Origin of the sequence: Streptomyces sp. NPDC021020 (genome assembly GCF_044333285.1) — a bacterium.
Taxonomy (GTDB): Bacteria; Actinomycetota; Actinomycetes; order Streptomycetales; family Streptomycetaceae; genus Actinacidiphila.
Genome location: NZ_JBIRQQ010000001.1, coordinates 270,850 through 295,237, shown reverse-complemented (window position 1 = coordinate 295,237; position 24,388 = coordinate 270,850). Strand labels below are relative to the sequence as shown.

At 69.4% G+C, this 24,388-nt stretch carries 22 protein-coding genes, 1 pseudogene and 1 CRISPR repeat array; of the genes and pseudogenes, 11 read left to right on the top strand and 12 right to left on the bottom strand.

Annotated elements, in window-relative coordinates; translation table 11 throughout:
* The first annotated feature begins 14 nt into the window (after positions 1 to 14).
* The 3 genes from ACH4SL_RS01310 (at position 15) to ACH4SL_RS01300 (ending at position 3,130) form a co-directional block, all read left to right on the top strand.
* Complete coding sequence (locus ACH4SL_RS01310) at positions 15 to 1,022, top strand: replication-relaxation family protein (protein ID WP_398441227.1); 1,008 nt, start codon at positions 15 to 17, stop codon at positions 1,020 to 1,022.
* Between the two features lie 4 nt (positions 1,023 to 1,026).
* Positions 1,027 to 1,962, top strand: coding sequence for an NlpC/P60 family protein (locus ACH4SL_RS01305; protein ID WP_398441226.1), 936 nt, complete (start codon positions 1,027 to 1,029; stop codon positions 1,960 to 1,962).
* Between the two features lie 484 nt (positions 1,963 to 2,446).
* Positions 2,447 to 3,130, top strand: a complete 684-nt coding sequence (locus ACH4SL_RS01300) for a hypothetical protein (RefSeq protein WP_398441225.1) — start codon at positions 2,447 to 2,449, stop codon at positions 3,128 to 3,130.
* A gap of 401 nt (positions 3,131 to 3,531) precedes the next feature.
* Here ACH4SL_RS01300 and cas2e read toward each other — a convergent pair whose 3' ends face one another.
* From cas2e to ACH4SL_RS01250, 10 genes and pseudogenes are all read right to left on the bottom strand, one after another.
* Positions 3,532 to 3,843 carry a type I-E CRISPR-associated endoribonuclease Cas2e gene (gene cas2e / locus ACH4SL_RS01295; protein ID WP_398441223.1) on the bottom strand — a complete coding sequence of 104 codons (312 nt, stop codon included), beginning with the start codon at positions 3,841 to 3,843 and terminating at the stop codon, positions 3,532 to 3,534.
* Positions 3,831 to 4,746, bottom strand: a pseudogene (gene cas1e / locus ACH4SL_RS01290) (type I-E CRISPR-associated endonuclease Cas1e). The gene cas2e and the pseudogene cas1e overlap by 13 nt, the downstream one beginning before the upstream one ends.
* Before the next feature lie 75 nt (positions 4,747 to 4,821).
* A complete protein-coding gene (cas6e, locus tag ACH4SL_RS01285; RefSeq protein ID WP_398441222.1) occupies positions 4,822 to 5,475 on the bottom strand; it encodes a type I-E CRISPR-associated protein Cas6/Cse3/CasE in 654 nt (217 codons plus the stop codon).
* A 64-nt stretch (positions 5,476 to 5,539) separates the two neighbouring features.
* Positions 5,540 to 6,256, bottom strand: a complete 717-nt coding sequence (gene cas5e / locus ACH4SL_RS01280; protein WP_398441220.1) for a type I-E CRISPR-associated protein Cas5/CasD — start codon at positions 6,254 to 6,256, stop codon at positions 5,540 to 5,542.
* 13 nt (positions 6,257 to 6,269) lie between these two features.
* Complete coding sequence (gene cas7e, locus ACH4SL_RS01275) at positions 6,270 to 7,457, bottom strand: type I-E CRISPR-associated protein Cas7/Cse4/CasC (RefSeq protein WP_398441219.1); 1,188 nt, start codon at positions 7,455 to 7,457, stop codon at positions 6,270 to 6,272.
* A gap of 22 nt (positions 7,458 to 7,479) precedes the next feature.
* Positions 7,480 to 8,133 (bottom strand): type I-E CRISPR-associated protein Cse2/CasB, encoded by a 654-nt coding sequence (gene casB / locus ACH4SL_RS01270; RefSeq protein WP_398441218.1) that lies wholly within the window; start codon positions 8,131 to 8,133, stop codon positions 7,480 to 7,482.
* Entirely contained in the window at positions 8,130 to 9,797 is a 1,668-nt protein-coding gene (casA, locus tag ACH4SL_RS01265; RefSeq protein WP_398441217.1) for a type I-E CRISPR-associated protein Cse1/CasA, read from the bottom strand. The genes casB and casA overlap by 4 nt, the downstream gene beginning before the upstream one ends.
* A gap of 86 nt (positions 9,798 to 9,883) precedes the next feature.
* Positions 9,884 to 10,276, bottom strand: a complete 393-nt coding sequence (locus ACH4SL_RS01260) for a hypothetical protein (protein ID WP_398441216.1) — start codon at positions 10,274 to 10,276, stop codon at positions 9,884 to 9,886.
* A gap of 12 nt (positions 10,277 to 10,288) precedes the next feature.
* Positions 10,289 to 12,676: a CRISPR-associated helicase Cas3' gene (cas3, locus tag ACH4SL_RS01255; protein ID WP_398441870.1), complete on the bottom strand. Its 2,388-nt coding sequence runs from the start codon at positions 12,674 to 12,676 to the stop codon at positions 10,289 to 10,291.
* A 1,036-nt stretch (positions 12,677 to 13,712) separates the two neighbouring features.
* Positions 13,713 to 13,859, bottom strand: coding sequence for a hypothetical protein (locus tag ACH4SL_RS01250; protein WP_398441215.1), 147 nt, complete (start codon positions 13,857 to 13,859; stop codon positions 13,713 to 13,715).
* Positions 13,860 to 13,862: 3 nt separating this feature from the next.
* Here ACH4SL_RS01250 and ACH4SL_RS01245 point away from each other — a divergent pair, with 3 nt between their 5' ends.
* Positions 13,863 to 14,198 carry a hypothetical protein gene (locus ACH4SL_RS01245; protein ID WP_398441214.1) on the top strand — a complete coding sequence of 112 codons (336 nt, stop codon included), beginning with the start codon at positions 13,863 to 13,865 and terminating at the stop codon, positions 14,196 to 14,198.
* Positions 14,199 to 14,302: 104 nt separating this feature from the next.
* A CRISPR array of direct repeats spans positions 14,303 to 14,880; the repeat unit is 29 nt; unit sequence GTCCTCTCCGCGCGAGCGGAGGTGCTCCG.
* Between the two features lie 151 nt (positions 14,881 to 15,031).
* Here ACH4SL_RS01245 and ACH4SL_RS01240 read toward each other — a convergent pair.
* Both ACH4SL_RS01240 and ACH4SL_RS01235 read right to left on the bottom strand, forming a co-directional pair.
* On the bottom strand, positions 15,032 to 15,244 hold the full coding sequence (locus ACH4SL_RS01240; protein ID WP_398441869.1) for a DUF397 domain-containing protein: 213 nt from the start codon (positions 15,242 to 15,244) through the stop codon (positions 15,032 to 15,034).
* 34 nt (positions 15,245 to 15,278) lie between these two features.
* The gene (locus ACH4SL_RS01235) at positions 15,279 to 16,169 is read right to left on the bottom strand and encodes a helix-turn-helix domain-containing protein (RefSeq protein ID WP_398441213.1); all 891 of its coding nucleotides are present in this window, start codon (positions 16,167 to 16,169) and stop codon (positions 15,279 to 15,281) included.
* Positions 16,170 to 16,434: 265 nt separating this feature from the next.
* On the opposite strand from ACH4SL_RS01235, the gene ACH4SL_RS01230 reads away from it, so the two are divergent.
* From ACH4SL_RS01230 to ACH4SL_RS01200, 7 genes are all read left to right on the top strand, one after another.
* A complete protein-coding gene (locus ACH4SL_RS01230; RefSeq protein WP_398441212.1) occupies positions 16,435 to 16,938 on the top strand; it encodes an ATP-binding protein in 504 nt (167 codons plus the stop codon).
* 276 nt (positions 16,939 to 17,214) lie between these two features.
* Positions 17,215 to 17,478 carry a hypothetical protein gene (locus ACH4SL_RS01225; protein ID WP_398441211.1) on the top strand — a complete coding sequence of 88 codons (264 nt, stop codon included), beginning with the start codon at positions 17,215 to 17,217 and terminating at the stop codon, positions 17,476 to 17,478.
* 114 nt (positions 17,479 to 17,592) lie between these two features.
* Complete coding sequence (locus ACH4SL_RS01220; protein ID WP_398441210.1) at positions 17,593 to 17,775, top strand: FxLD family lanthipeptide; 183 nt, start codon at positions 17,593 to 17,595, stop codon at positions 17,773 to 17,775.
* 70 nt (positions 17,776 to 17,845) lie between these two features.
* On the top strand, positions 17,846 to 19,879 hold the full coding sequence (locus ACH4SL_RS01215; RefSeq protein ID WP_398441209.1) for a lantibiotic dehydratase family protein: 2,034 nt from the start codon (positions 17,846 to 17,848) through the stop codon (positions 19,877 to 19,879).
* Complete coding sequence (locus tag ACH4SL_RS01210) at positions 19,876 to 20,940, top strand: lanthionine synthetase C family protein (protein WP_398441208.1); 1,065 nt, start codon at positions 19,876 to 19,878, stop codon at positions 20,938 to 20,940. Before ACH4SL_RS01215 ends, ACH4SL_RS01210 begins: the two co-directional genes overlap by 4 nt.
* Before the next feature lie 33 nt (positions 20,941 to 20,973).
* The gene (gene fxlM / locus ACH4SL_RS01205; RefSeq protein ID WP_398441207.1) at positions 20,974 to 23,028 is read left to right on the top strand and encodes a methyltransferase, FxLD system; all 2,055 of its coding nucleotides are present in this window, start codon (positions 20,974 to 20,976) and stop codon (positions 23,026 to 23,028) included.
* Positions 23,029 to 23,034: 6 nt separating this feature from the next.
* Positions 23,035 to 24,138 (top strand): hypothetical protein, encoded by a 1,104-nt coding sequence (locus ACH4SL_RS01200; protein WP_398441206.1) that lies wholly within the window; start codon positions 23,035 to 23,037, stop codon positions 24,136 to 24,138.
* The last annotated feature ends 250 nt before the right edge of the window (positions 24,139 to 24,388 follow it).

Here is a 24,388-nt window from a genome sequence, read left to right as displayed (position 1 = left end):
AGGTGAACCCTTCCGTGATCACCAATCCCACCCCGCAGCGCGCCCTGCGCGCCCACCGCCCGCCCCGCCCGACTCCCCGCGCGGCAGCGACCGGCGAGTACATCGCCCGCCTCGCCTCTCGCCTGACCGCCCGCGACCGCTGGGTCGCCCGCATGCTCCACGAGCACAAGATCCTCACCAGCGCGCAGCTCTCCGCCATGGCCTGGCCGTCGCCGCGCTCGGCGAACATGCGGCTGCGCGAGCTCTTCATCTGGCGCGTCGTCGACCGCTTCCAGCCGTACGCCCCGTCCGGCTCCGCGCCCATGCACTACGTCCTCGACACCGCGGGCGCCGCGATCCTCGCCCACGAGGACGGCCTCGACCCCCGCGACCTCGGCTACCGCCACGAACGCGCCATCGGCATCGCCCACTCGCTCCGCCTGGCCCACACCGTCGGCACCAACGAGGTCTTCACGACCCTGATCGCGGGTGCGCGGCGCGGCGAAAGCGGGCAGCTGACCACCTGGTGGTCCGAGGCCCGCTGCGCCCGCCACTTCGGCGACATCGTCCGCCCCGACGCGTACGCCCGCTGGCAGGAGGCGGGTTCGGCCGTAGAGTGGTTCCTGGAGTACGACCTCGGCACCGAGCGCCCCGACCGCGTCGCCGCGAAGCTTCCCGCGTACGCCAAGCTCGCCACGACCACCGGCATCACGACGCCGCTGCTCTTCTGGTTCCCCACCGCGCGGCGCGAGGCCGCCGTCCGCCGAGCCCTGACCGCGGGCCTGGCCGCCCTCGACGCCCCGGCGTTGGTCCCGCTGGCCACCACCAGCGCAGACCACCTCCTTGCCGACGGCACCCCGGCGGGCACCCACTGGCTGCCGCTCGGCACCCACCGCGCCGCTCCGGGCCGCCTGCGCCTCGCCCAACTCCCCACCGCGTGGCCTCACATCGCGCCGGTGAGCGGCACCCCCGCGCCCAACCTCGACCAACTTCTCCCCCCGTCGCCGACTCCCCCTGCGGCCTCCGTACGGGCGGGTGGCTGACGTCATGGCGAAGGCGGTCGCGGCCGTACTGGCCTGCTTCACCCTCCTCATGACGCTTGCGGCAGCGGGCGCCGCCTCCCTCCTCTCCCCCTTCACCGGCACGACGAGCCCGGCCAGCGCTGCGGCGCTGTCCGACATCCCGCCCGACTACCTCACCCTCTACATCGACGCCGCCCAGACCTGCCAGGGGCTGGACTGGCCCGTGCTCGCGGCCATCGGCAAGATCGAGAGCGACCACGGCCGCTCCGGCCTCCCCGGCGTCCATGCGGGGGCCAACTCCGCCGGAGCGGAAGGCCCGATGCAGTTCCTCCCGGCGAGCTTCACCTCGGTGACCACCCAGGTCTCAGGCGGACCAGCCCCGTCCCCGTACAACCCCCATGACGCGATCTACGCAGCGGCCACCTACCTCTGCCGCTCCGGCGCCCCCACCAACCTCCACCGCGCCGTCTACGCCTACAACCACGCGGAGTGGTACGTCTCCCAAGTCCTCACCCAGGCCGCCCTCTACACCAGCCCCTCAACCCTCGGCGCTCCCCGGGCGGCGGCCCCGGCCGCCCTCGAAGCCCTCAACTACGCCCAGGGCCAACTCGGCCTCCCCTACGCCTGGGGCGCCACGGGCCCCACGAGTTTCGACTGCTCCGGCCTCACCCAATCCGCCTACGCAGCCGCCGGCATCCCCCTCCCCCGCACGGCCCAGGAGCAGTACCAACGCGGCCCCCACCTCCCGACCGACGCCCCGCTGCTCCCCGGCGACCTCGTCTTCTACGGCACCCCGACCCACATCCACCACGTGGGCCTCTACATCGGCGCCGGCCAGATGATCGACGCCCCGCACACTGGCGCGGCTGTCCGTATCGAGCCCTACCGCTACAACGGCGACGACTACGCGGGCGCGACCAGGCCCACGCAGGAGGTGCCTGCTGATCCGGAGCGGGTCTGACCCGCACACGATCGTCTTCGGTGGGACCTGCCTGTGCACTGCACAGCCACAGATTCCGGACCTGGCCACGCGTGCGGCACGGATTTGGGACAGTACCGACCAACACATCTGCTTCACGTCGAGTCCACGAGGAGAACACACAATGAGAACAGGCGTTGCCGCCGGGGTCCTGCTCGGTTCCGGCGTGCTCCTCACCGCCTGTTCGTCCTCACCTGCCGCTGGGCCTGCAGCCCACGCCGCTCCCTCGCAGACCCCGGGCGCAGCTAGCTCAGCCCCACGCCCAACTCCCGGGGGCACGTGCACGATCTCGCTGTACGGCCACGCAACGCGTGCCGAGGTGACCAGCAACGGGTCCGCGGATCCAGGCGACTTGTGCAGCGGGCTTGCGAAGTCGCTGTCCAGGGGTGGAGATTTCTGGACCACGCAGGCCAGCGGCACGCAGGGCCTTGTCCCCGTGGTCTGTGGCGTCCAGAAGGACGCCGTAGTGATCGTGATCCGCGACAACAACAGCCAGATATACGGGCAGAGCGTCTGCAGCGCCCTGCTGCAGGACGGCTGGACCGAGGACGCGGCAGCCGAGCAGACCGGTCAGCAAAAGGATCAGGCCACAGCGCAGGCCAGCGCCTTGGCGAGCGCGCGGGCGTCCGCCCAGCATGACGCCGAAGAGGCGCTCGCGGCCCTCCAGAACACCAACCGCTCCTTCACGAATGCCAAAACAGTACGTGGCGATGTCACCACGGCTGACGCTCACTTGGCCGAAGAACGCAAGGACGCCAAGGGCGGAAACGGCGACGGCTGCTACAACGTGGAGGCCGTGGTCGGATACGACGCGGAGAGCGTCGTGGGCTACGACGTCACGTCAAGCGCTAGTTATGACGTTGACCAGGAGCAGCAGGGCATAGACGGAATACGGACCCAGATCGCCACCCTGCAGCAGGCACTGGCCGCCCTGACGGAGGTCGGCCTTCCACCAGTGCCCGGGGCTGACGCGGCCATTTCGACTGCCCAGGCGAACAACGCCACAGCAATCGCCACGACCAACAAGGCTATCGACCACCTCAACGGAGTCCTGAAGACCGCCTACAGCATCGCCAACGCCCTCGGCACCGGCGACTGCGCCGACAGCGGCCCGGGCGAGCCCCCGGACGGCCTCTCGCACATCTCATGAAACCGAGCGCTCCCGCGCGGGAGTCGGTCATGCACCGTCAAAGAGACTGGACGGTCACCTCCGCTCACGCGGAGCGGACCGCGCGCGGGCGTTGCGCAGGTCGAGCTGGCCCGGGCTACCTCCGCTCGCACGGAGCGGACGGCCGCCTCCCCCGCCTCCAGCCCAAGCCGCACGGGCTACCTCCGCTCGCGCGGAGCGGACCTCGCGCGCACCGCTGGAACGTATGCCTACGTCGGGCTACCTCCGCTCGCGCGGAGTGGACGCGAGGAGCGCGGCCGCTGTGGCGGGCCGGATCGGACTACCTCCGCTCACGCGGAGCGGACGAGGTCGAAGGCCTCAGCCGCCTCGATGCCGCCGGGTCACCTCCGCTCGCGCGGAGCGGCCATTTCTGACCTGGGCCGTTAGAAGGCCTTTGCCATCCCTTGGCCCTCCCTCCGGAACGCGATCAGCGTCATCCCGTCGAAGTCCAGCGGCTCTCGCCGCTGGGTGCCGGCCGTGCGGAGGGTGAAGCCCTGCTCGTTGTCGGCGGGGTGGGCCAGGACCGCCGTGCCGGCGGCCGTGGAGGCGGAGACGGCGGACCAGAGTTCTTCGCGGACTTTGGCGGAGACGGAGTCGACGTACAGCTCGGGGGTGACTTCGAGGAGCCAGCGTGTGAGGGCGCCGCGGAGGTGGGCGGGGACGGCGGTGGCGGCGATGACAGTCATGGAGGGCATGGGGTGGGGGCTCCGACAGGGGGCCAAGTGGCGTGGTTGGTGCCGCCACGGATGGGGCCGGTGACGGGGTCCCAGAGGTCGACGAGGTGTTCCTCGGGGTCGGGGACTTCGCGGTCGAGGAGGTGCTGGATGTCGGTGACGATGCGCGGGAGAAGGCGGAAGAGGCGCAGTGCGTCGCGGAAGGAGCAGCGGGCCTCGGCTTCGGGGTTGGTGGAGGCGTTGAGGGAGAAGGCGAGGGGGATCGTGAGGTCGGCCTTGTAGAGGTCGGCGATGTCGTAGACGAATGCCTGCTGGTTGCCGTGGTGGACGTAGCCGAGGGCGCTTGAGCAGCCTAGGGCGAGGATCGCGGCGTGGACGATGCCGTACAGGCAGGTGTTCGCGGCGGACAGAGCGAGGTTGACGGGGTCCTGGGTATCCCAAAACTCGGGGTCGTAGGCGCGGCGGAAGCGGCCGATCTTGTACTGGTGGGCGAGGAGTTGGTAGTGGGCGCGGACGCGCTGGCCCTCCATGCCGCGCAGTTGGGCCAGGCTGGTGCCGTCCGGGACGGTGCCGGCGCCGAAGCGCTGCTCGTACATAGCAGTGGCGATGCGCAGGCGTTGCGCGTCGTCGGCCCAGGTGCGGACCTGGCGTTCGAGCCAGGTGGTGGTGAGGGAGTCCGGGAGCGTGGCGGCGTAGCAGCGCACACCGCCGGAGCCGGTGGTCAGGACGGTGGTGCCGTGGCGGGCGAAGGTGGCCAGCGCGCGGGCGGTGATAGACGTGCCGGGGCCGAGCAGGACGCAGGCGAGTGCGGCGGTGGGCAGGTAGAGGGTCTCGGTGCCGCGCTGCTGGCTGGTGACCTCCGCGCAGACGCCGGTGTCGTCCTGGGACGCACGGACGAGTCGAGGTAGAGACGCACAGAAGCATCAGGGCCCCCGGAGCCACGAGTTTGCGCCGTGCATGCGCATTCTGGCCCCGGCGTACCCAGCGCGGTGGATGCGGTCAACCAGCGTCCCTGGCAGGGGCGAGACTGAGAAGGCCACAGCCGTATGACTTGCCGCGGCCGATTCCCGCGGTGACCTTGATGCGCAGGAGGTCCGGTTCCCTGATCGTAGCGGTTCCTTCGAAAAGGATCCGGTTGTGGTTGACGCGCTGACCTGCGTCGCGGTAGCCGCGCGCGGGATCCAGCGGGATGGCGGTGACGGTGGAGATGTGAAGCCCGGATTGCTGGGCTTGGCGTAGCCACCAGTGGTGTGCGGCCTCGCCACTGAGGGCGACGACAGCTTTGAGCCCGTAGAGCTCACGGCTGGTCCTGCCGGGTTTGCGGACGGGGCTAGCTGCGATGCGGTAGCGCAGTGGGAGGCCAACGCGGAAGTAATCCAAGAGCGGGGTGAGCGGTTTCGTGTAGCCGCTCCCGTATCCCTCGGGGAGTTGCCTCAGGTCGGGTTCTTGGTTGCTCTGGATGAGCAACTGGGGGCCGGTAGGGCTCTCGTCGGTACGGAAGAGGACTCCGAGATCGTGCCGGGCCTGGTCACTCACGTGATCAGGGAAGACCGACATGATGCGGCGGTGCATGCTGACGGCGCTGCGGAGATCTGAGACGACATCGCGGTTGCGGGGATCGGGTACCAGGCGAGTCAGCCAGAGGGCCGTCATGCATCTGTCCTTTCAGGGTCTGCCATGTGCGGATCCGGCCCGCCTGGCGTGCTGCTGGTGCGGATCAGGGGCGGATAGTGAGGAGCTGAGGAGCGAGGGGGATGTGGACGGTCCGAACAGTGCGGGTTTTGTGCTGGCGGTTGCCTCGTTGGAAAGAGATCGGGTGATCGTGGCGGATCTCGGCCTGGGGGTGGGCGGGGTCGGTGTCGATGACTGCACGGAGCCATCGGGGTTCTCCGGCTTCGGCGCGCTGTCGCGTGGTCGGGTCTGTTTCGAGCCAGGGGTGGTGATGAAGGGCTTCTTCAAGGGGTTGATCGGTGATCGGCGGATGGGCCGTGTTATTACTAGGAGTAACTACAGGTCGGCCAGGTGGAAAGGCTTTGCGACCCAAGAAGAGCGGCCACCTGGGGTGCCGGAGGGCTCGATGGATGGCCTGGAGTTCTTCCTTGGGGCCATTGATGGCAGCTAGAAATACGGCGTCAGCCAAGTAGTACCGATGAGTAACTACGCCGCGATGTTTTTTACCCTCGGTGTTGGGCACGTTCTGCACGGTGTGGAAGTCCTCTTCGATCGTGCCTTCCCGTTCGACGCGGATCCCCATGGGTAGGGCCGCAAGCGTGGCGATCGCTTGGGTGTTGTCGCGGGCAACTCCCAGAGCCGCACCGAGTAGCCCGACCAAACCCGACTTAGTGGGCTCGGTTGCAGTGTCGCGACTGGCGAAGTGAGAGCGCGTGCCCCAAGACTGCATGGGGGCGTCCAAGTGGAGGAAGAGTGTGGCCATGACGCGACCGCGATTACTTCGTAGTGGCGCTGATCAGGCGCGCGACGAAGTCTTCTACGGTGGATGCCTTGTGCTCGTCAGGAACTCCGGGCAGGTGGCCATCGATGGCGGCGAAGACGGTGCGTCGAAGCGCGCTCGTTCCGTAGAACGCGCCGAGCTGCTGGAAGTGCTGAACAAGGCGTTCGCTGGAGGTGGTCATCAAGTCGCCGTTGCTGGGAACAGGCCGTAGATAGGCGTTGGCGAGGTTCCAGGCCCCGTCGTCGCGGACCACGCCAAGTAGGGTCTGGGGCAGCGTGCGGGCCGCGGTGGAGTTTTGCTTGCCGCCGGGGACAGCGCGGATGAATGCGTGCAGCCACGCCTGGGCACTTCGGGTGACCAAGTCTGCATCGCCAGCGAGGTTCGTGGCGAGCTGCGCGAGATCGAGGTTGGCATAGCGGTAATAACAGGCGGCGTTGAAATCGATGGTGCCGATCATGTCGGCTCCCGGCTCGTCCCCTGGGCGCAGGTCGTCGACGGCAGTGAAGTAGTCGAAGTCCGTGACGACCGCGTGGGTGGACAGGGCGTGGGCGACTTGAGAGGCTGCGTCGACTGAGAAGTCCTTGTTGTCGGCGATCATGCGTCCGAACAAGGCGACATCGGCGGCGCGAGTGGCGTCAAGGATGCGACGCGCCTCCTCGTGCGTGGCCTTGTCCGGTTTGGCCTTGGCAGCTTTCGCCGGCCGGGCGGGTGACCTGGTGTTGTTGTCTTGGTCGGGGTCTTTCTTGGCGGCTTTGGCTGCTGCGGTCTTCTTCGCCGCTGCGGCTTTGACAAGCAAGTCGTAGTTGCGGTCGCAGTAGTCGGCAAGGGCTTCGGTGGCAGGGCGGCCCACGAAGAGCAGGTACTGGGTCAGTCCACGGGCATCGACCCCGAAGCCGAGACGTTCCAGTCCCGCCTGCGCAACATCTTTCGTCTCGTCCTCCTCTCGCCCTGGCCGGACCAGGAGGGCACTGGCGGCGTCACGGAGACGCTTGGTGCGCACCCCGGTCTCGGACAATTCCAGACCGTGGTGTGGCAGAAGTTCCCGGGCAGCGCGCTTGAGGGACTGACTGGAAATTCGGGCGCGAGCGTGGCCGCCGAACTGGGCAGTCTTGGGCTGGCCGAGTTCGTCCCGATTGAGGTTTGACACCGGGAATGACTGCAACAGGTGCAGTTCGATGAGCATGAGAATCCTTGAGTGGTGAAGGTCAGTCTGACGAGGGGGCGGCGTTGACTTCCGCCGGCGCAGGCGGCCCGGGCCGTGGGACCTGACGGCCTGGTCTGCCGCGTAGAGCCCGGCTGTAGTCGCGAGCCCATTCCAGTCGGATCCGAGTGCGGTTGTCCTCGCCGACGATGGTGTGGTCGTCGCCTAGCAGGTCCACCAGATCGTCCAGGAGCCGGTAGAAGTCCACTCCTGTTGTCGCCCCGCCGACAAGTTGCAGCGCCTGCCTGAGGTAATGCGCCAGGCTCGCGGTATCCACCGACACCAGTTGCGTGAATCGTCGCGCCACCGATGCCTGGCGCTGCTGAGCGAGCAGGCCCATGGCTGTGCCGATCGAGGCTCTGCTCCACGGCCCGACGGGCCGCGGATGCGGCTTCTGGGCAAACAGCATTGCAGCGGTCAGCCAGACGGCCTCTTCGTCACGTGGTGGGTCGAATACGAAGAGGATGTCGTAGCGCTGGGCTTCGTAGCGCAGACCGCCAGATGCACGGCGTAGCACGGCCAGTTGCCGACGGGCTTCGGACGCGGCGTGGCGGTTCGGCGAGGACAGGTCGCGCTGGAGCCGGTAGAGGTGAGTGACAAATGCCGCCCGCCGCTGCCTGCGGGTGAGGGGAGCGGTGGAATCTTCGGTGTCCGTCATGAGCCGTGGCCTTCCTGCGGTGGGCTATAGGCGGCCAGACCGCTGCGGTAGATCCGAACGAGTTCCTGACGTCGTTCCTCATAGGCGTCCCAGCAGGATGCGGCTGCCAGAACGAGGCGGTCGCGGCGTGGTGCGCCGTCCAGCCAGCGGCGTGCCGCACGGTCGGCAAGCTCCACGGTGTCCCTTTCCCATCGCTCCAGTGGAGCGGTCTCGCTGTCGCCGGTGACGACCGCGGTTCCCAGCTCGCGCAGGAGACTCCCGAACGGTGCCGCCAGGCGGGGCCAGTAACGGGTTGCGTTCTCGGAGGGTGTGGGCTGTTGGCGGCCTCGTGCCGCGGGGCGCTGGCCGTGGAAGGCGGTGTAGTAGTCGCGCTGCATCATTGCCAAGGCTTCACCGAGGTCGTCGGCGAGAGATACGGCGTAGCCGAGGAGGTAGCCGATCCGGGCGCTATCCGCACGCATCAGCGCCACGGGAGCCGGCACCGACTCCTCCTGCCAGAAGTAGGTGTCTCCGCCCTGATCACCCAGACGCTGGCCGAAGGCCCGCAGGGTGTACACCGTGTCTTCTGGGATCAGACCATCCTCGACGCGCTCGGCAATGTGATCAAGAGCAGCCGGGCGCTGGCGCTGGGGCTCCTCTGCGGGCAGCGCCCCGCGGGAGCGGAGTTTAGCCTTGAAGGTGTTCCACCATCGCGGGTCGCTGGACAGCAGCAGGTCCTGGCTGTGCCGCCAGATGCCGCGCAATTCGTCGAGAGCCACCGGCTGCATCCGGCCCTGCTGATTGCCTTTAAGCCACGGGCGGCGGAAGCCTGCCATCAATTCGACACGGTCCAGTTCTGCGACCAGGTCTGTACCAGGGGTGAGGACAACACCGTCGACAACCGTTGCCCCCGCCTCCTGCCGGGTGTGCAGCAGCAGGCGCCGCGACGGCCAGGTGAGCACGTCCGTCCAGCCGTACGGCGCCCGCTCATCAGGCTCCGGACCGGGCGGCAGCACCTCCCACGCGGGCCGGTCCTCACTCGTGGTACCCAGCGGAAGCTCGGCATCAGGGGAGTAGGGCACGGTATTCAGCAGCAATGTCTGGTGCAGCGTTGGGCCCTCGACCAGGGCAGTGGCAAATCGGTTGGCCAACCCGCCCTGAGCAGTACGGACTCTGGTGAACGGCTGTTTGGTGCCGGAGGTGTCGAAGGCAAGCGTCGTCACCAGCCAGCGCGCTGCCTGCGCCAGCGACAGCTCCGGACGATCCTCTGCGGTGGTGTGGTCGAACAGCGTGCGATTGCTTCCAGTCGCCCGGAACGCGACGATCTTCGAGGTGGTTGCCGGGGCAAGTGTCTGCAGGTGAGGGCACTGCAGGAAGGGCACCTGCGGGTGCAGCAGATCAAAGGCCCCGGGATGGAGGGCGATGTAGTCGTCGAGCGGTCCGGCGGGCAGTCCCAAGGGGCTCTCCCACAGTTCTGCCCATTCCTCAGGACCGGCAGGTCCGTAAGCCCGATGCACCAACGCCAGGATCAAGCGGTGCAGCGCGGCTGTCACTGTCGGGGTCTCCCCCGCCAACCGGCGAATCCTGCCCGCCTCGACCAAGGCCTGGCGCAGTCCTAACTCAGCTGAATCGCCGTCACAGGTCACCACCGGCAACCACGCCTCATGGAGCAGATCGAAACTCACAATTCCCCTCGACACAACCAAGCGTCACGGCACGTGAGTCTTGCAGATGACACTGACAATCACGGCCCGGACCTCCCAAGTACTGCTCATGCACCGTCGCTCACGGTATCCTCCGCCACCCACAGCCCCAGCCCCGCCCGGTAGCCCACAGCCGCTCCGGCGACCCGGGCCCGTCCGTCCATGAGAACCAGCGCCCGCGCCCGGCGCAGCCACGGCGAGCCGCGGAACAGCTCAGGAACCGGCAGACCTTTCAATTCCTCAATCACTGCGGGAGGGACGTCGCCGCCGGCCTGGAGGGAGATCATTGAGTCCCGCAGCATGTTCACCACGTCCTGCGACAGCGGTCCCAGCTGGCCCAGATCGACTCGGTGGCCGCCCCCGTGCGGGACAGCCGCAGTCGTACCGGGCACCTGGTGCATCACCACCACGTCGACGGACGGACCTGATGGTTCAGGCAACGGCAGCGCGCCGTCCTCCATCTCTCCTCCTCATCACTGCACGGGTTTGCCGCTCTGGATCCGAGTCCGACGAGCGCTCCCTGGACGCTGGGTCAGCTCCTCGACCTGCAGGTCCCTTCTGGGCTGGGGCAGCCGCAGCCAGACCGCCTCACTCTCATGCCGGCGCCGCCGACGGTCATGCACCGCAGCGGCTCGCCCCCACTGGCTACGCCATTCCGGTGGACAGGGCACCTGGGCGTCACCGTAGACCGAGTCCACCAACTCCTGCACATCACCGGGACAGTTCACGCGCTCACGGTCACGCAGGACCGCCCAGGTCCGCAACAGCACCAACTCGTCGTACACCGACGTGGTGTACGGCGGGAAGACCACCTTGCGACCCGCGTCCTCCACGCCTGTCAGCGCGAGCACCAAGGGGCGGCGCCTGCTGTGCCGCTGGATCCGGCCCATGCGCTGGATAAGGCTGTCCACCGGTGCAAGGGCGCTGACCATCACATCGAAATCCACATCGATGCCCTGTTCCAGCAACTGAGTACCGACCACGATGGCCCGCTTCGGCCGAGAATCTTCCCCGCTCTCGCCCCGCTGCCCGAACTTCGCGCGTACCACCGCCTCAGCAGCCGTTCGCTCCGCCGCGGTCAAACGACCGTGCAGCAGCACCAACTCGGGCCGCTCGTCCTCAGGAAGTTCGGCGACAGCTTCGGCCAGCTCCAGATAAGCATCCACGGCACACCGCACCAGATTGTGCACCACCGCCACGCACTGCCCTTCACGCGCCTGCTCCAGCGCCCACACCGCATGTCCCTGGAACGGCACCCGCACAATACGCACCGCACGGTCCTGATTCAGCTCGGATGCGTCCACAGCAGCTACTCGCGCTGGAGTCCCGCTGGAGTCCGCCCACACCACCCGCGGGTAGGCCGCCGACCCGACGACGGCTGGAAGCCCCGGCTGCCCTACGTCGCCGAGAGCACCAGCCTGCCAGCTCGCGACGAGTTCCTGCTGCCGCTTCCATGGCAGCGTCGCCGACAACAGAACCACCGGTACACGCATCAGTCCCAACCACCACACCACCCGGTCAAGCAGCGCCGACATGTGCACGTCGTACCCGTGCACCTCGTCAAGGACTACAGCCTTTCCAGAGAGGCCCAGCAGCCGTACGAATACATGCGTGGAACGCAGTCCCGCCATCAGCACCTGGTCCACGGTCCCCACCCCCAGCGGGGCAAGAAGTCCCTTCTTACCCGCGAACCACTCGCCAGCCAGACCCTCCCCGTCGCCTTGCCCGTCAGCGTCCACATCACGCGGAACAAGGGGCGCATCTTCGCTGCGTCCCTTCAGGTACTCCTGCGCCGCCGCATGCAATAGCCGAAGCGCTGCGCCGCCACCATTATCGGACAGGAATTCTTCGGTGATGTCATACACCTGGTTACTGGTCAACCGCGAGGGCATAGCAACGTAGAAGCCGCGCAACCCAAGCACCCTTACGAATGTTGCCGCCGCCTGCAGAGCAGCTTTTGTCTTCCCTTCCCCTGTGGGCGCAGCGACCACCACGATGCCCGGCCCCTGCATACCGGCCACAGCACGCTCCACCAGCAATTGCACGGGAAAAGGGCGGCGAACCGTGCGGAACAGAGATGCAAACTCGGTGTTGCCTGGGGCAGTCCAGGGCGACCACCGCAGAGCGGACACTTTTGCGAACTCCACGCGCCGGGCCTGGGCGACATAACCTGACAGATCAACCCCGCTACCGGCGTAGTCCTCTTGCGGACGTGCCGAAGCGATCCAATCGCTCACCGACGCCAGACCCGCCAGAGTCACAACGGCCTGCGGGCTCAACCTCACCTCACCCCAGGGCAGCCCTTTCGGGTCGGGCAAGCCCCACAGATCTGCCACATGGGCTACCAGGGACTCGACCGCCGCGTCCCACCATCGACCGCCACGGCCGCCGATCGCATACCGCGCCTGTTGCACCGAGGCGCTCAGCGGAACGACCCCATGGTGCCCTCCCAACGCCCAGGCGATGGACTTGGCCGTCTGCAGCGACGCACCCCACCCCCTCAGGATCCGCTTCAAGTGCAACGCCGTCAGGATCCCGTGATGAATGTCCGCCCGCTTCCCCGGACCTCGATTCTCCGCCTGCCACAGAACATCTGCAGCGACCTCGCGCGGCAATAGATCCCTAGCCAAATCTGACCGCAAGGCTTGAAAAGTTGGAGAACATTTCCCCAAGTCATGCAACCCGCACAGCACAGCAGCCCACCCTCGCCCGTCACCCAACGGCCCCAGCGCAGCCAACAACTCCTCACGACAATGTGGCCCAGGTGCCACATCAAACAGCACCTCAGTAACGGCCGCAGTATCCAACGCGTGACAAATCAACGGATGCGGCCGACCCCCGACCCCAGCCTTTCCCCACACCACTCGAAGATCCACAATTCCCCCATTTTGAGCCACCGCTCACATACCATTCGTATCTACCAGTACTACGCGGGCAGATACAACCACCAGCCCGTCTTGTTGTCCCACCTCCGAACGTCGGCTGTCTCTCCCACGTCGAGCACCGGAGCTCCTCGGCCGAGCCTGGGCGTAATCCACTACCTGCCTCTGGCACACTGACGCCATGCGCAGCCCCGGCCAGATCAGGAGAGCAAACGCTCTCGAAAGCCGCAGACCGCGGAGTGTTTTCCGGCCGGCGGTGGGGGTGGCAGCGCCGCAACTGCGCCTGCGGCGAACTTTCCTGTTGGAACTGCCGGGGCACGCCCTCTGGCGCGAGCGGAGGTGTCCCGAACGACGAATACGCAGGCTGGCCCGAGCTACCGTCCTCTCTGCGCGAGCGGAGGTGTACCGCCGTTGAGGACCAATTCGTGGAGCCGGTGGACGTCCTCTCCGCGCGAGCGGAGGTGTCCCGGTCGTGCACCTGCCCGCGATCGCCAACCCCAGGTCCTCTCCGCGCGAGCGGAGGTGGCGAGCAGCGGCGACTTCCAGTCCGAGGTCCGGCCGGCGACCGCCATGTCCTGCCACATCCCCAGATACGCGGCGGTGGCGGCGCGCCGGGCAGCGTCCGCGGAGGCCGTAGGCGCAGCCGACCGGGCGGCGGACGAGCCCGGTGCCTGCGTCACGTCCTTGCCGGCCGGGGGCGAATCCGCGGTGGAGTTGCAGCCTGCGAGGGCAACCGCGGCGACCACGGTGATGCCGACCAACGCCGGCGTCCGGCACGGCCATAAGGCCCGCGGAGGCACCGCCATAGCCACACCCACCTCACGAGTAGTCGGGACGCTCTCCTTGCGGTCAGCAATCCCTACCTCCGCGCCCTGCTCCCACTGCAAGGTGGGAACGGGGCCGTCGGCGCTCCCACTTCTGTGCGGGAGCGCCGACTTGGCGGAATCCCGGCGGTGCAGCGCCTTCTGGTGGCCGAATCCGGCAGGCGCGCTCCCGTGCGGCGGGGCGTACGGGTTCAGCCGTCGCCGGCCTGCCCGGCACCCTTCTCGATCACGCGCGCCACCTCGGCGTCGAGGTCCACCCCGTTCATCTCAGCGAGCGCCACCGAGTAGAGCCCGATGTCCGCCAACTCCTCACCGACGTCAGAAAGCTGCCCCGCCATGCGGTGAACGCCTTCCCCACATCGGCGGTGAGCAGGCCGAACTCCACGGGCACGCAGGCTGCATTGAAGCCCGTGGTGTCGTTGCACGTCTGCTCTGTACTGGGCTGGCTGGTGCTCTTCCGCCCGGCATCGGCCGAGGAGATCGACTTCGATGTCGGCCTCCGGGAACTTCAGGGTTGGGAAGGCGTGAAGGTGCTGTGCCGGTTCCTGTCCACGCTCGGTCGCCGTCTGGGCAAGTCGGTGGTGATGGCGGCCGAAGGCGACTACGGAAGCCGGTGCTTGGGTGCGATCCCGCGGCCGGCCGCGTTGGTGCTCATGGCGGCCCCAGCCGTAGGCTGACGTTCCACGTACCGGCCCGATCCGACCTGCGCTCGCAGCGTCCAGATACGGCTGGAGCCGAGCAAAGAAAGTGCAAAGCCCCTCTAACGCCGCAGGTCAAAAGGGTCCTCTCCGCGCGAGCGGAGGTGCTCCCCGGGTGGTCGCGCCGACCGGTACGGAGCTGCCGTCCTCTCCGCGCGAGCGGAGGTGCTCCGGAGGTTCTGCGGTCGATCGAGCAGGCTCGGCGGTCCTCTCCGCGCGAGCGGAGGTGCTCCGCGCAGGACCATGACCAAGGGATGGTCCAGCGCGTCCTCTCCGCGCGAGCGGAGGTGCTCCGGCCGGCGCCTCCGACGAGGAGAAGGAGCAGGTGTCCTCTCCGCGCGAGCGGAAGTGCTCCGAACCGGGCAACCATGCCGACCAGGCCGCGCCTGTCCTCTCCGCGCGAGCGGAGGTGCTCCGCTCCACACCGATCCCACGCTCATCGCCTACCTGTCCTCTCCGCGCGAGCGGAGGTGCTCCGCTCCAGCTCTCCGCGCGGACGTGGAGGGCGGCGTCCTCTCCGCGCGAGCGGAGGTGCTCCGCCGTCGCGGCGCGTCGCCGGGATGAGGGAACCGTCCTCTCCGCGCGGGCGGAGGTGCGCCGCAGCGCATGGGTCCCTGTGACCCCACCGCCCGGTCCCCTCCGCGCGAGCGGAGGTATCCCGCCCCCCGGGGCACCCGGTCCGGGAGGGCCGACCGGGCTGGGGTTGGGGCGAGGGCGGCCCGGGCTTCGGGGCTGCGCACGGGGCGGCCGCCCCGGCGGCGGGTACGGCCCGGCCCCCGGCGCCGGCCTCGGCCCCGTAGCGCAGTCGGGCCTCAGATTGTGCCGAAGTCGGCCCGGCCCGTACGGACCAGCCCGACGAACTCGGTCCAGGCGTCAGCGCTGAAGGTCAGTGCCGGCCCGCTGGGGTCCTTCGAGTCGCGCACTCCGATGCCGCCGAGAGTAGCGAGCGCGTCGGCGAACTCCACACAGCTGTTGCCCGTGCCGTCGCTGTAGGACGACTTGCGCCAGGCCTCGTCGGGAAGCAGTTCGTTGGCCGGAACGTGAGTGTTAATGGCTCTACTACCTTCTTGCTAGTTCTTCCAGGAAGTCGATGGTGTCTTCGAGGCCCAGGGCCACGCCCACCATCGCGTCGAACCGGCGAGTGAACCGATCGACCTCGCGGGGCTTGTCCGACGTCGACACCGCGCCCCAAGCATTGTCCGTCTGCACGCGGGCAGGCAGCTCACCGAGGTCGATGATCGCGAAGTCGTTGCTCGATCGGTAGCCCCGCTTGAAGGGCAGTATCTGGACCGAGACGTGGTCCTGCCGGGCCAGCTTGACGATCTCGGCGTACTGCTCGCGCATCACCTCGTCGTCTCCGACCGGAATCCTCAGCGCCGCTTCTCCGAGGATGACGCGTAGCCGGACCGAGCCGTCGCGGTCCAGGACCCGGCGCTTGCGCTCCATCCGCAGCTCGACGTTGCGGCGTACGAACTCCGCCGTGGTGTCCTCGACGGGCCGTTGCACTTCGAAGAGCGCCCGGGCGTACGCCTCGGTCTGGAGCAAGCCGTACACGACCGTCGGGTGGTAGGCACTGATCACGGAGGCCTCGGCTTCGAGCCCGACGTAGTGCGGCATCCCGGTCGGCATGAAGCTGCGGTACTGCGTCAGCCACTCGTCGTTCGCGCTCTCGCGGTTCAGCTCCAGCAGCTGCTCGACGAGCGACTCGTCCGTGACGCCGTACCGCCTCAGCAGCGTTCTCAGATCCCCCGGGTTCCGCCGGAAGTTCAGCTCGCCGTTCTCGATCCTGGCAAGGCTCGGCTCGGAGAGCGCCTTGAGGCCGCGTACCGCCGCCTTGCGGGTCATCCCGCGGGCTCGGCCCTCCTCGACGGGCGGGCAGTTCTCCCGGAGTTGCTTGAGCTGGATGCCGAGCTCCAGCCGCCTGCCGCTCGCGCCGCGTTTCGCTGCCATGTGCGCACTACCCCCAAGCACTTGTGCAAGCTCTTTACCACTGTGCGCAGAGTGTCGCATCCTCTGCGCCGTCGCCACATCCTCCTGCGCAAGCTCACGAATAGTCCTTTTTTGAGTTGCACAGAAATTTCAGTGGCGATCCGGTTGCAACTCTACGAGGGCCTGCGCCACCGTAGTTGGGCCAGCACGAAACCTGACGATGGGTTGGCTGCCGTCGGCCTGTGAGCCGCGCCGTCGCCCGCGAGTTGCCGAAATGGTGAGGGATATGGCTGCTGTTGCCCCCGGCCTGGAGATCCTCGCCGAGCTGCGCGCGGGGAGCCCGGCGAACGCCTTACCGGGCGTCCGGCAGATGCTCTCGTTGACGGTCGACCGTGCGCCCTTGGCACGCGGCGGCGAGGTAGCTGAAGCCACCGCCGCCTGGGTACCCCGGCTGCGGAGAATCGCCCGCGCCAAGCTGTCCCTCTGGGGTCTGTCGTCGATAGCCGACAGCTCGCTGCTGCTGATCAGCGAGCTGGTCACCAACGGCCTGCGGTACGGGGCCGAACAGCAGGTCGTATTCCGCCTGGTGCTGGTCAGCGACTTCCTCGTCGTCGAGGTCGAGGACGGGTCCTCCGCCCGGCCGAGCATCCGCGCCGCGGACTCCGACGCGGAGAGCGGTCGCGGCCTGCTCCTGGTCGATGCGCTCGCGGATGCGTGGGGTGTCAGCAAGGACGGCACGCGCACCTGGTGCGTCACCTGGGTCCGCCCGGTCAAGCGGCCCGTGCCGTGACCGCCACCTCCACCCGAGCGCCGCCCGACCCGAGCCGGCCGACGCGCTGATGTCGGCTTTCCGCCCGTGTTGTTCTGCGTCCGAACGCTGATCAGCCACGGCCCTCACGACCACCGCACTCCACTCCCATAAGGACCTTCCCGCCCGATGTCGGACACCTCCCGTGCCCAGTCCCACCCCCGAGTTCCCGTCTGCGGAGCGCGCGCTCTCCTCCCGCGGCACCTCACGGCGTTGGCGCTCTCCTTCGCCACTCCCGGCAGCGCCAGGGCGGAGGACGTGGAACGGAAACTCCGGTGTCCCCTCGGAGCTCACGCCACCGGCGACCACCACGCCTTCGTACTGCACCTCGACGGCTGCGACACCGGCTCCGTCTGGACCAGCTGGGCCGAAGGGCAGTTACCCCAGGCTCTGGAGGTGCGGGACGACTGCTGCGCGGTCAGCCCGCGCGCACGGGGCAGCGAGCCGTGCTGCGAATTCGCGGGACACCCGGGCGGGCACACGTTCGACATCGACGACCCGGCCTCGCTGGAGGTCCCGTGACCAGGCGGTGCACCATCGGTGCCCCCTGCCGCTGCGGTCAGATCACGAACCCCTGACCTGCACGCCCGTAGGCGCAGGTCAGGTTCACCACCCCTCAAGAGGAAGGACGTACAGATGACCACTGCTACCCAGGTCCCGGCTCCCGCGCCGAGCGCCCAGGTCTCCGACGACCCGTTCGAGCTCGACATCGCCTTCATCGAGAACACCCCGGCCAGCGAGTCGGTGCTGATGTGCACCACCGGCGACAACTGCGGATCGTCCTGCCCGAGCGCCTGCGGCGGCTCCTCCGTGGAGTAGCAGGCCCGCCCCTGCGTGCTGGGCGACTCCTCCGCCCAGCACGCACCTCGCTATGAGAAGGGAGCAGCTGATGACTCGCTCACGACCCAGCTTCTACCAGGGCGGCGACGGGATGCTGCGGGCCACGGCGAACGTCGTCGGCCCGGACCTGCCGTCCTGGCCGAGGGCGGACGCGCAGGTCGACGACTGGCGTGTGTGGCTGACCGCGGTGTGGACGGATGGCGCTTTCCGGCAGGCGGTGAGCGATACCAGCCCCGACCTCACCAGCAAGGTCGAGGCGATCGTCTCCGGGGGCTCGGTGACGCCGCGCCGGGCGCGGCGCGCGGCCCTGTCGCTCGCCCGGTACGCGATCCGGTTCACCGGCCGCTCCACCCCGTTCGGCTTGTTCGCCGGGGTCGCACCGCTCTGCTTCGGCGCCGGGGCCGAGGTGCGCGTCGGGCACCGGCACCGGGCCGTCACCCGGCCTGATCCGGTGGTTCTGGACGAGGCTGTGAGCAGATGGGAGGCAAACAGCGAGCGGATGGCCGACATCGAGGTGTGCGTCAACAACCTCGCGCGCCGCCACGACGGACGTGTCGTCGTCCCGTCCGAGGGGGCGGCGGAGTTCTCGCTCGCGATGTCGCCCGCGGTCGCGCTGGTCCTCGACGCTGCACGAACGCCGATCCGGTACGCCGACCTGGCAGAGAAGCTCGCAGCGGAGTATCCGAGCACGCCCCAGCCTGCTCGGGCCCGGCTGCTCGCGCAGCTCCTCCACGTACGGCTCCTGCGCTCCTCGCTGCGCGCCCCCGCGACCGTCACCGACCCGGCCGACGTACTTCCGCCTGACCTGCGCGACGAGGTCCGGCGCAGCCGCCCCACGACGGATCTGCGGCTGGACGCGACCGTACGGTTGCCCCGGGCGGTGCTGACGGAGGCTGAGACGGCCGCGACGGTGCTCACCCGGCTTGCGATGCATCCGGCGGGCACCCAGGTGTGGCGCGACTACACCGCGCAGTTCGTCGACCGCTACGGCGAGGGCGTCGAGGTGCCGTTGGAGCTGGTGACCGATCCCGGGCGCGGCCTCGGGCTGCCGGCGGGCTTCGGCGGGGTGTACGCGCCGCCTCGCACGATGACGCGGCGGGATCGGCTGCTGCTGGAGCTGGGAGGGACGGCGGCCGCCGAAGGGCGCCGCGAAGTGGTGCTGGCCGATGGGGTGATCGAGGAACTGGAGGCCGCCGCGGGCACGCGTCGGATGGTCGCGCCGCACCTCGAACTGTGCGCGCACGTCCGGTCCGGCTCGATGCCCGCCCTGGACCGGGGCGACTTCCGGCTGGAGGTCTCGACCGTGTCCCGCGGCGCCGGCACGATGACCGGGCGGTTCTGGCACCTGTTCCCTGACACCACCGCGGCCTGGACGGATCTGCCGACGGTCACGGACGGGGCGGAGCTGGTGGAGCTGTCCTTCCATGCCGGCCGCGTCCCGCTGGACCTGCTGACGCGAGCGCCGCAGGTTCTGCCCCGGGTGCTCAGCGTCGGCGAATTCCGGCACCGTCAGGACGGAGTGCTGTTCCCCGCCGACCTGACCGTCGGCGCCCGCGACGGCCGCTTTTACCTCGCCGAGGCCGCCACCGGCACGCGCATCGAACTGCTCGCCCCGACCGCGATCAACTTCCAGTGGAACAACTGCACGCCACCGCTGGTCCGGTTCCTGGCCGAGATCAGCCGGGCGGGGGCAGCCCAGGTGACCTGGTTCGACTGGGGAGCGGCCTGGACGCTGCCCGTCCTCCCCGCGCTGCGCTACCGGCGCACCGTCCTGGTGCCCGCGCGGTGGAAAATCCGGGCCCGGGACCTGCCCGGCCGTACCGTGCCACTGGGCGAATGGACCGGGCAGTTACACGCGTTGAGGGACCGGTTCGGGGTGCCGAACCGTGTGCTGCTGGCCGAGGACGACATGCAGCTCCCGCTCGACCTGCGCCGGCGAATGCATCTGGACCTGCTGCGCGCGCACCTGGCCGGGAGCGCGACCGGTGCTGCGTCCCTGTACGAGGCTCCGCCGCCGGACGCGGACGGCTGGATCGGCGGGCGCGCCCACAGCATCGTCGTCCCCATGGCGGCGTGCTCATGACGGCGGCGGCCCGGACGCAGGATCTGTCCGAAGGCCCGCTCGGGGCTGCGCTGCTGCACATCGAGCGCGGGGACCTGTCCGTCGCACATCAGCATCTGGTCCAGGCCGTGGCATGCGGCGTCAGTGCCGGCAGCAACGCGTCCCTCTTCCACGGCGCCCCGGCGGTGGAGTTCGTCCTCAGCCGTACGGGACGGGTCCGGCCCGACGTCCGAGCCACAGTCGATCGCATCGTGGACGCGCGGCTGGCCGCCGCCCGCGAGCGGCAGAACCGCGGCGAACTGCCGCACCTCGCGGAGTTCGACCTCGTCCGCGGCCTGGCCGGGCTCGGCGCGCTGCTGCTCACCCGCGAGGCGGCGTCCCGGCGCTCGGAGGACGTGCTGGCCTACCTCGTGTCCCTGACGAGGCAGGTCCGGGTCGACGGACGGCAGTTGCCGGGGTGGTGGTCCGCGGCCGGGCCCGGTGGTGAGGAGATGCCCGGCGGGCACGGCAACAACGGCATGGCGCACGGCATCGCCGGTGTCCTGGCCGTGCTTTCCCTCGCCGCCGCACAGGGCGTCCTCGTGCCCGGCCAGCACGAGGCAATCGAGGCGATCGCGACCTGGCTGAACACCTACGGCGGCTCCTACTGGACGACCCGCGCTCACCTGGACGCCGCCGAGCCTCCGCCAGCCGCTCCCGCCCGCCCCTCGTGGTGCTACGGCCTGCCCGGGATCGCCCGCGCGCAACAGCTCGCCGGACTGGCCCTGGCCGACCCGCGCCGCCGCCTGGCGGCGGAGGACACCTTCGTACGAACCCTGTCGGCTCCGCCTCACCTCGCCCGCGTCACCGACGCCTCGCTCTGCCACGGCTGGGCAGGCCTGGTGACCCTCACCCGTGCCGTCGCCGCCGACAGCCCCACGCCCGAGCGCTTCACCCGCCTACTCGACGACCTGCTCCAACGCCTGACCGCTGAGCTGGAGCGGCTAACCGTGCCGGGCCTCGTCGAAGGCCGCGCGGGAGCACAACTCGCGCTGGACGGCACCGACACCACGGGCTGGACGAAGGCCCTGCTCATCACTTGACCCGCACCAACCGAGAGGAGCGCCGAGGCGCGCATGGACACCGACGACGAGAAGATCCCGATTGCCCACGAGACAACCTGCTGGCATGCGAGCGTGGCGTTCCCCGGCGGCAGGGTCACCCCGGAGGGTGCCAAAGCCCTGCACGGGGGATTACGCGGCCAGCGGTTCCACTTCCTCCGCAAGGACGGCGGCCTGCGGCTGCGCACCGAACGCCCGGCCTCCACCCTGCTGGAGAAACTCGCCGCCGACGGGCACGTCAGCGGCTGGACCGGCGGCATCTACGAACCGGAGACCCACGCGTTCGGCGGCCCCGACGCCATGGGTATCGCGCACGAGCTGTTCTGCTCGGACAGCTTCTTCGCCTTGAACCAGGTCGGCACCCCCGGGGGCCGCGAGCGCTCCGTCCTGTTGCTGTCCGCCATGATCCGCGCCGCGGGGCAGGACCACTTCGAGGCCGGAGACGTCTGGGCGCAGCTTGCCGCCCTGCGACCGCCCGCGACTCCGCCCACCGGCGCGACGCTCGACCGCGCTGTGAAGTCCATGCGGCGGCTCATGACCGCGGACGCCGCCCGCCGGCAGAACCCCGAACCCGGTTGGGCAGAGCGCGTCGTCGCGTTCGAGCGTGCCGGGCGCCGGCTCAGGCAACTCGCCTCTGACGGACTGCTGACCCGGGGCCTGCGCGCCGTACTCGCCCACCACGCGATCTTCACCTTCAACCGCGCCGGAGTGCCTGCCGACCGGCAGGCCGCGACGGCATGGCTGGGATACCACGTCGCCTTCGCCGAAAAGGCTGACACCGACGTGGCAGCCCACCCACCGACCCGTACCGCCTCTAGCCTCACCGAAATGGAGAAGACGCTGACCCTCGAGAGCACCACCCCCGCCGCCCTGCGCGAAGCGCTCGTGAACCGCCTCACCGAAAGCGGCCACCTGCGCACCCCCGAGGTCACCGAAGCCTTCCGGACCGTCGAACGTCACCGCTTCCTCCCCGGCGTCGACCTCGAAGGCGCCTACGCCGAGGACGCCACGCCGATCAAGCACGGCGAGCACGGCGAGGTGCTCTCCTGCATCTCCGCGCCCCAGATCGTCGCCATCCAGCTGGAGCAGCTCGGCGCGAAGCCGGGCGACCGGGTCCTCGAAGCGGGGGCCGCCACCGGCTACAACGCCGCGCTGCTCGGGCAGCTCGTCTCCCCCGACGGGCACGTGTGGACGCTGGACGTCGACGCAGACCTCGTCCAGCGAGCCGAGTTGACCCTCGCCGGGACGGGGGCGCGGAACGTCTCGGCGGTCCTCGGTGACGGCGCCGCGGGCCTGCCCGAGCACGCGCCGTACGACCGCATCCAGTTCACCGTCGGCGCGGGTGACGTACCGGTGAAGATCCTCGACCAGCTCGCGCCCGGCGGTCGCCTCGTCCTGCCGATGCGCATCCGCGGCAGCATCTCCCGCTCCTTCGCCTTCGAGCGCGACGGCGACGCGTGGCGGACCGTCTCCTGCGAGATGGCCAGCTTCATCCCCCTGCGCAAGGGCGTCTGCGACGATCTCCGCACTGTCGTACCCCTGGCCGGTGAGGGCAACGTCCATCTGGAGACCTTCAGCGAGCAGCAGGTCGACCGCAACGCGATCCGTACGGTTCTGGACTCGCCCCCGACCGAGGTCGACACCGGCGTGGTGTTCCGCAAGGGCGCGCCCTTCGAGTGGCTGTACCTGTACCTCGCGTGCGTCCTGCCGAACGGCCTGTCGCGGATGCCGGGCCAGCGCCCCGGCTTCAAGCCGCACTTCTTCTGGGGCTCCATGGCAGCGCTCGACGGCGGCAGCCTGGCCTACCTGACCATGCCCACCGGCGAGGACGAGCAGGGCTGGTTCGGGGCGATCGGCGTCATCGGCCACGGTCCGGGCGGCGCCGAGCTAGCCAACCACGTCGCGGCCGAGATCCGCGAGTGGCACGACGGCTGGGGCAACGACGGCCCCGAACCGTCCTTCCGCATGGCTGTCGGAGCCGCCCGCGACCAACTCGTCCCCACCGAACCGCGCTTCGTCGTCGACAAGGCGCACAGCCGCCTCGTCGTCGACTGGCCCCGCAAGAGCTGACCGCCGATGCTCCCCGCGATAGCCCGCCGCATCCCGCTGGTCCGCCGCCCCAAAAGACCCGCGTTACCGCTGGAAGAGCGCATCGCCCACCTCACCCGGGCGGCCGTCGCACCCGCAGGTGCGGACCACCACGACGCGGTGGCCCGCACCTGCGGCGTCCTCAACATGTCCGCGCTCGTCGCCTCCGACGTCGGCATGCCCGGGCTCGCGGCCGAGCTGTGCTGGCGGCAGCACGCCGCCTTCGCCGACGCCGGGCGCCTCGCCGGCGACGTCGCAGCGATGGCGCTCATGCCCCTGATCAACATCTCCCGCCTGCTGACTCGCGCGGACGACGGCGCTTCCGCCTACGACGTCCTCGAACGGCTCCACCGCGCCGCTGTTGCCCGAGGCGCTGCCGAGATCCACGGCCGCGCCGTTGACATCTCTGCCCTCACCACCTCGGATGCGGACCACCGCAGGATCGTCCGCGAGCTCTGGCTCGCCCTCATGACGGACGGCGCACGGGCGCTGGCGCGGACCGGCCGCTGGACGGAGGCCGCGGCAGCGATGGCCGCCCACCGGGGCATCGGCAACCGCCTGTTGGACGGCCGCCAGATCAAGGTCATGTCGCTGTTGGAACTCGGCCCCGACGGCGAGGCCCGCCGCCTGATCGACTCCTCCGCGGCCGGCGAGCCGTGGGAGGAAGCCGTCAGGGCCTTCCTGCGCGTCTGCTGCGGCCCGCCGGGCGCGCGGTTGCCGGACGGCGAACTCGACCACGCGCTCCAGCAGGTGCAGGCACTGCTGGACCTCCCGGATCCGGAGACGGCCGCGTTCCAGACGCGGGCGGCGCTGAGCGCGCTCGAACTCGTCAAGGACCCGTCCGACCCCCGCGCCGGCCGACTACGCGACGCCGCCACCACCACGGCCCGCCTCGACGCCCACGCAGCCCGCGAACTCCTCAGCCACCCCACGAGCACGCACCTTTCCGGCCGTCAGAAACGGGACCTGCACATCGCCGTCGCGCGAGCGGGAGTCGGTGCGGGACGCCTCCCTGCCCGCCACGAGCGGGCCATAGCTGCGGCCGTCGACCGGGCCGACGCCGCACTCCGTATGCAGCTCGCCCACGCTTGACACGCTGGGTCCCGGTGTTGGATCTCGTCCGGTCGTGCGGATGGGCATGGAAGTGCTCGGTCAACAGTGTGGCCGGCCCGCTGCCCTCCGCGGAGAAGCGCCTGGCGCGCCACGCCTATGGGGAAGACTGTCGACCTGCGGGAGCTACAGGACCAGGAAGGAGTGAACGTCCTGTGCGGGTTCCTGACCCGCTCGGCCGACGGCTGAGCAAGCCGATGGTGATGACGGCCGAAGGCGGATACGGCAACCC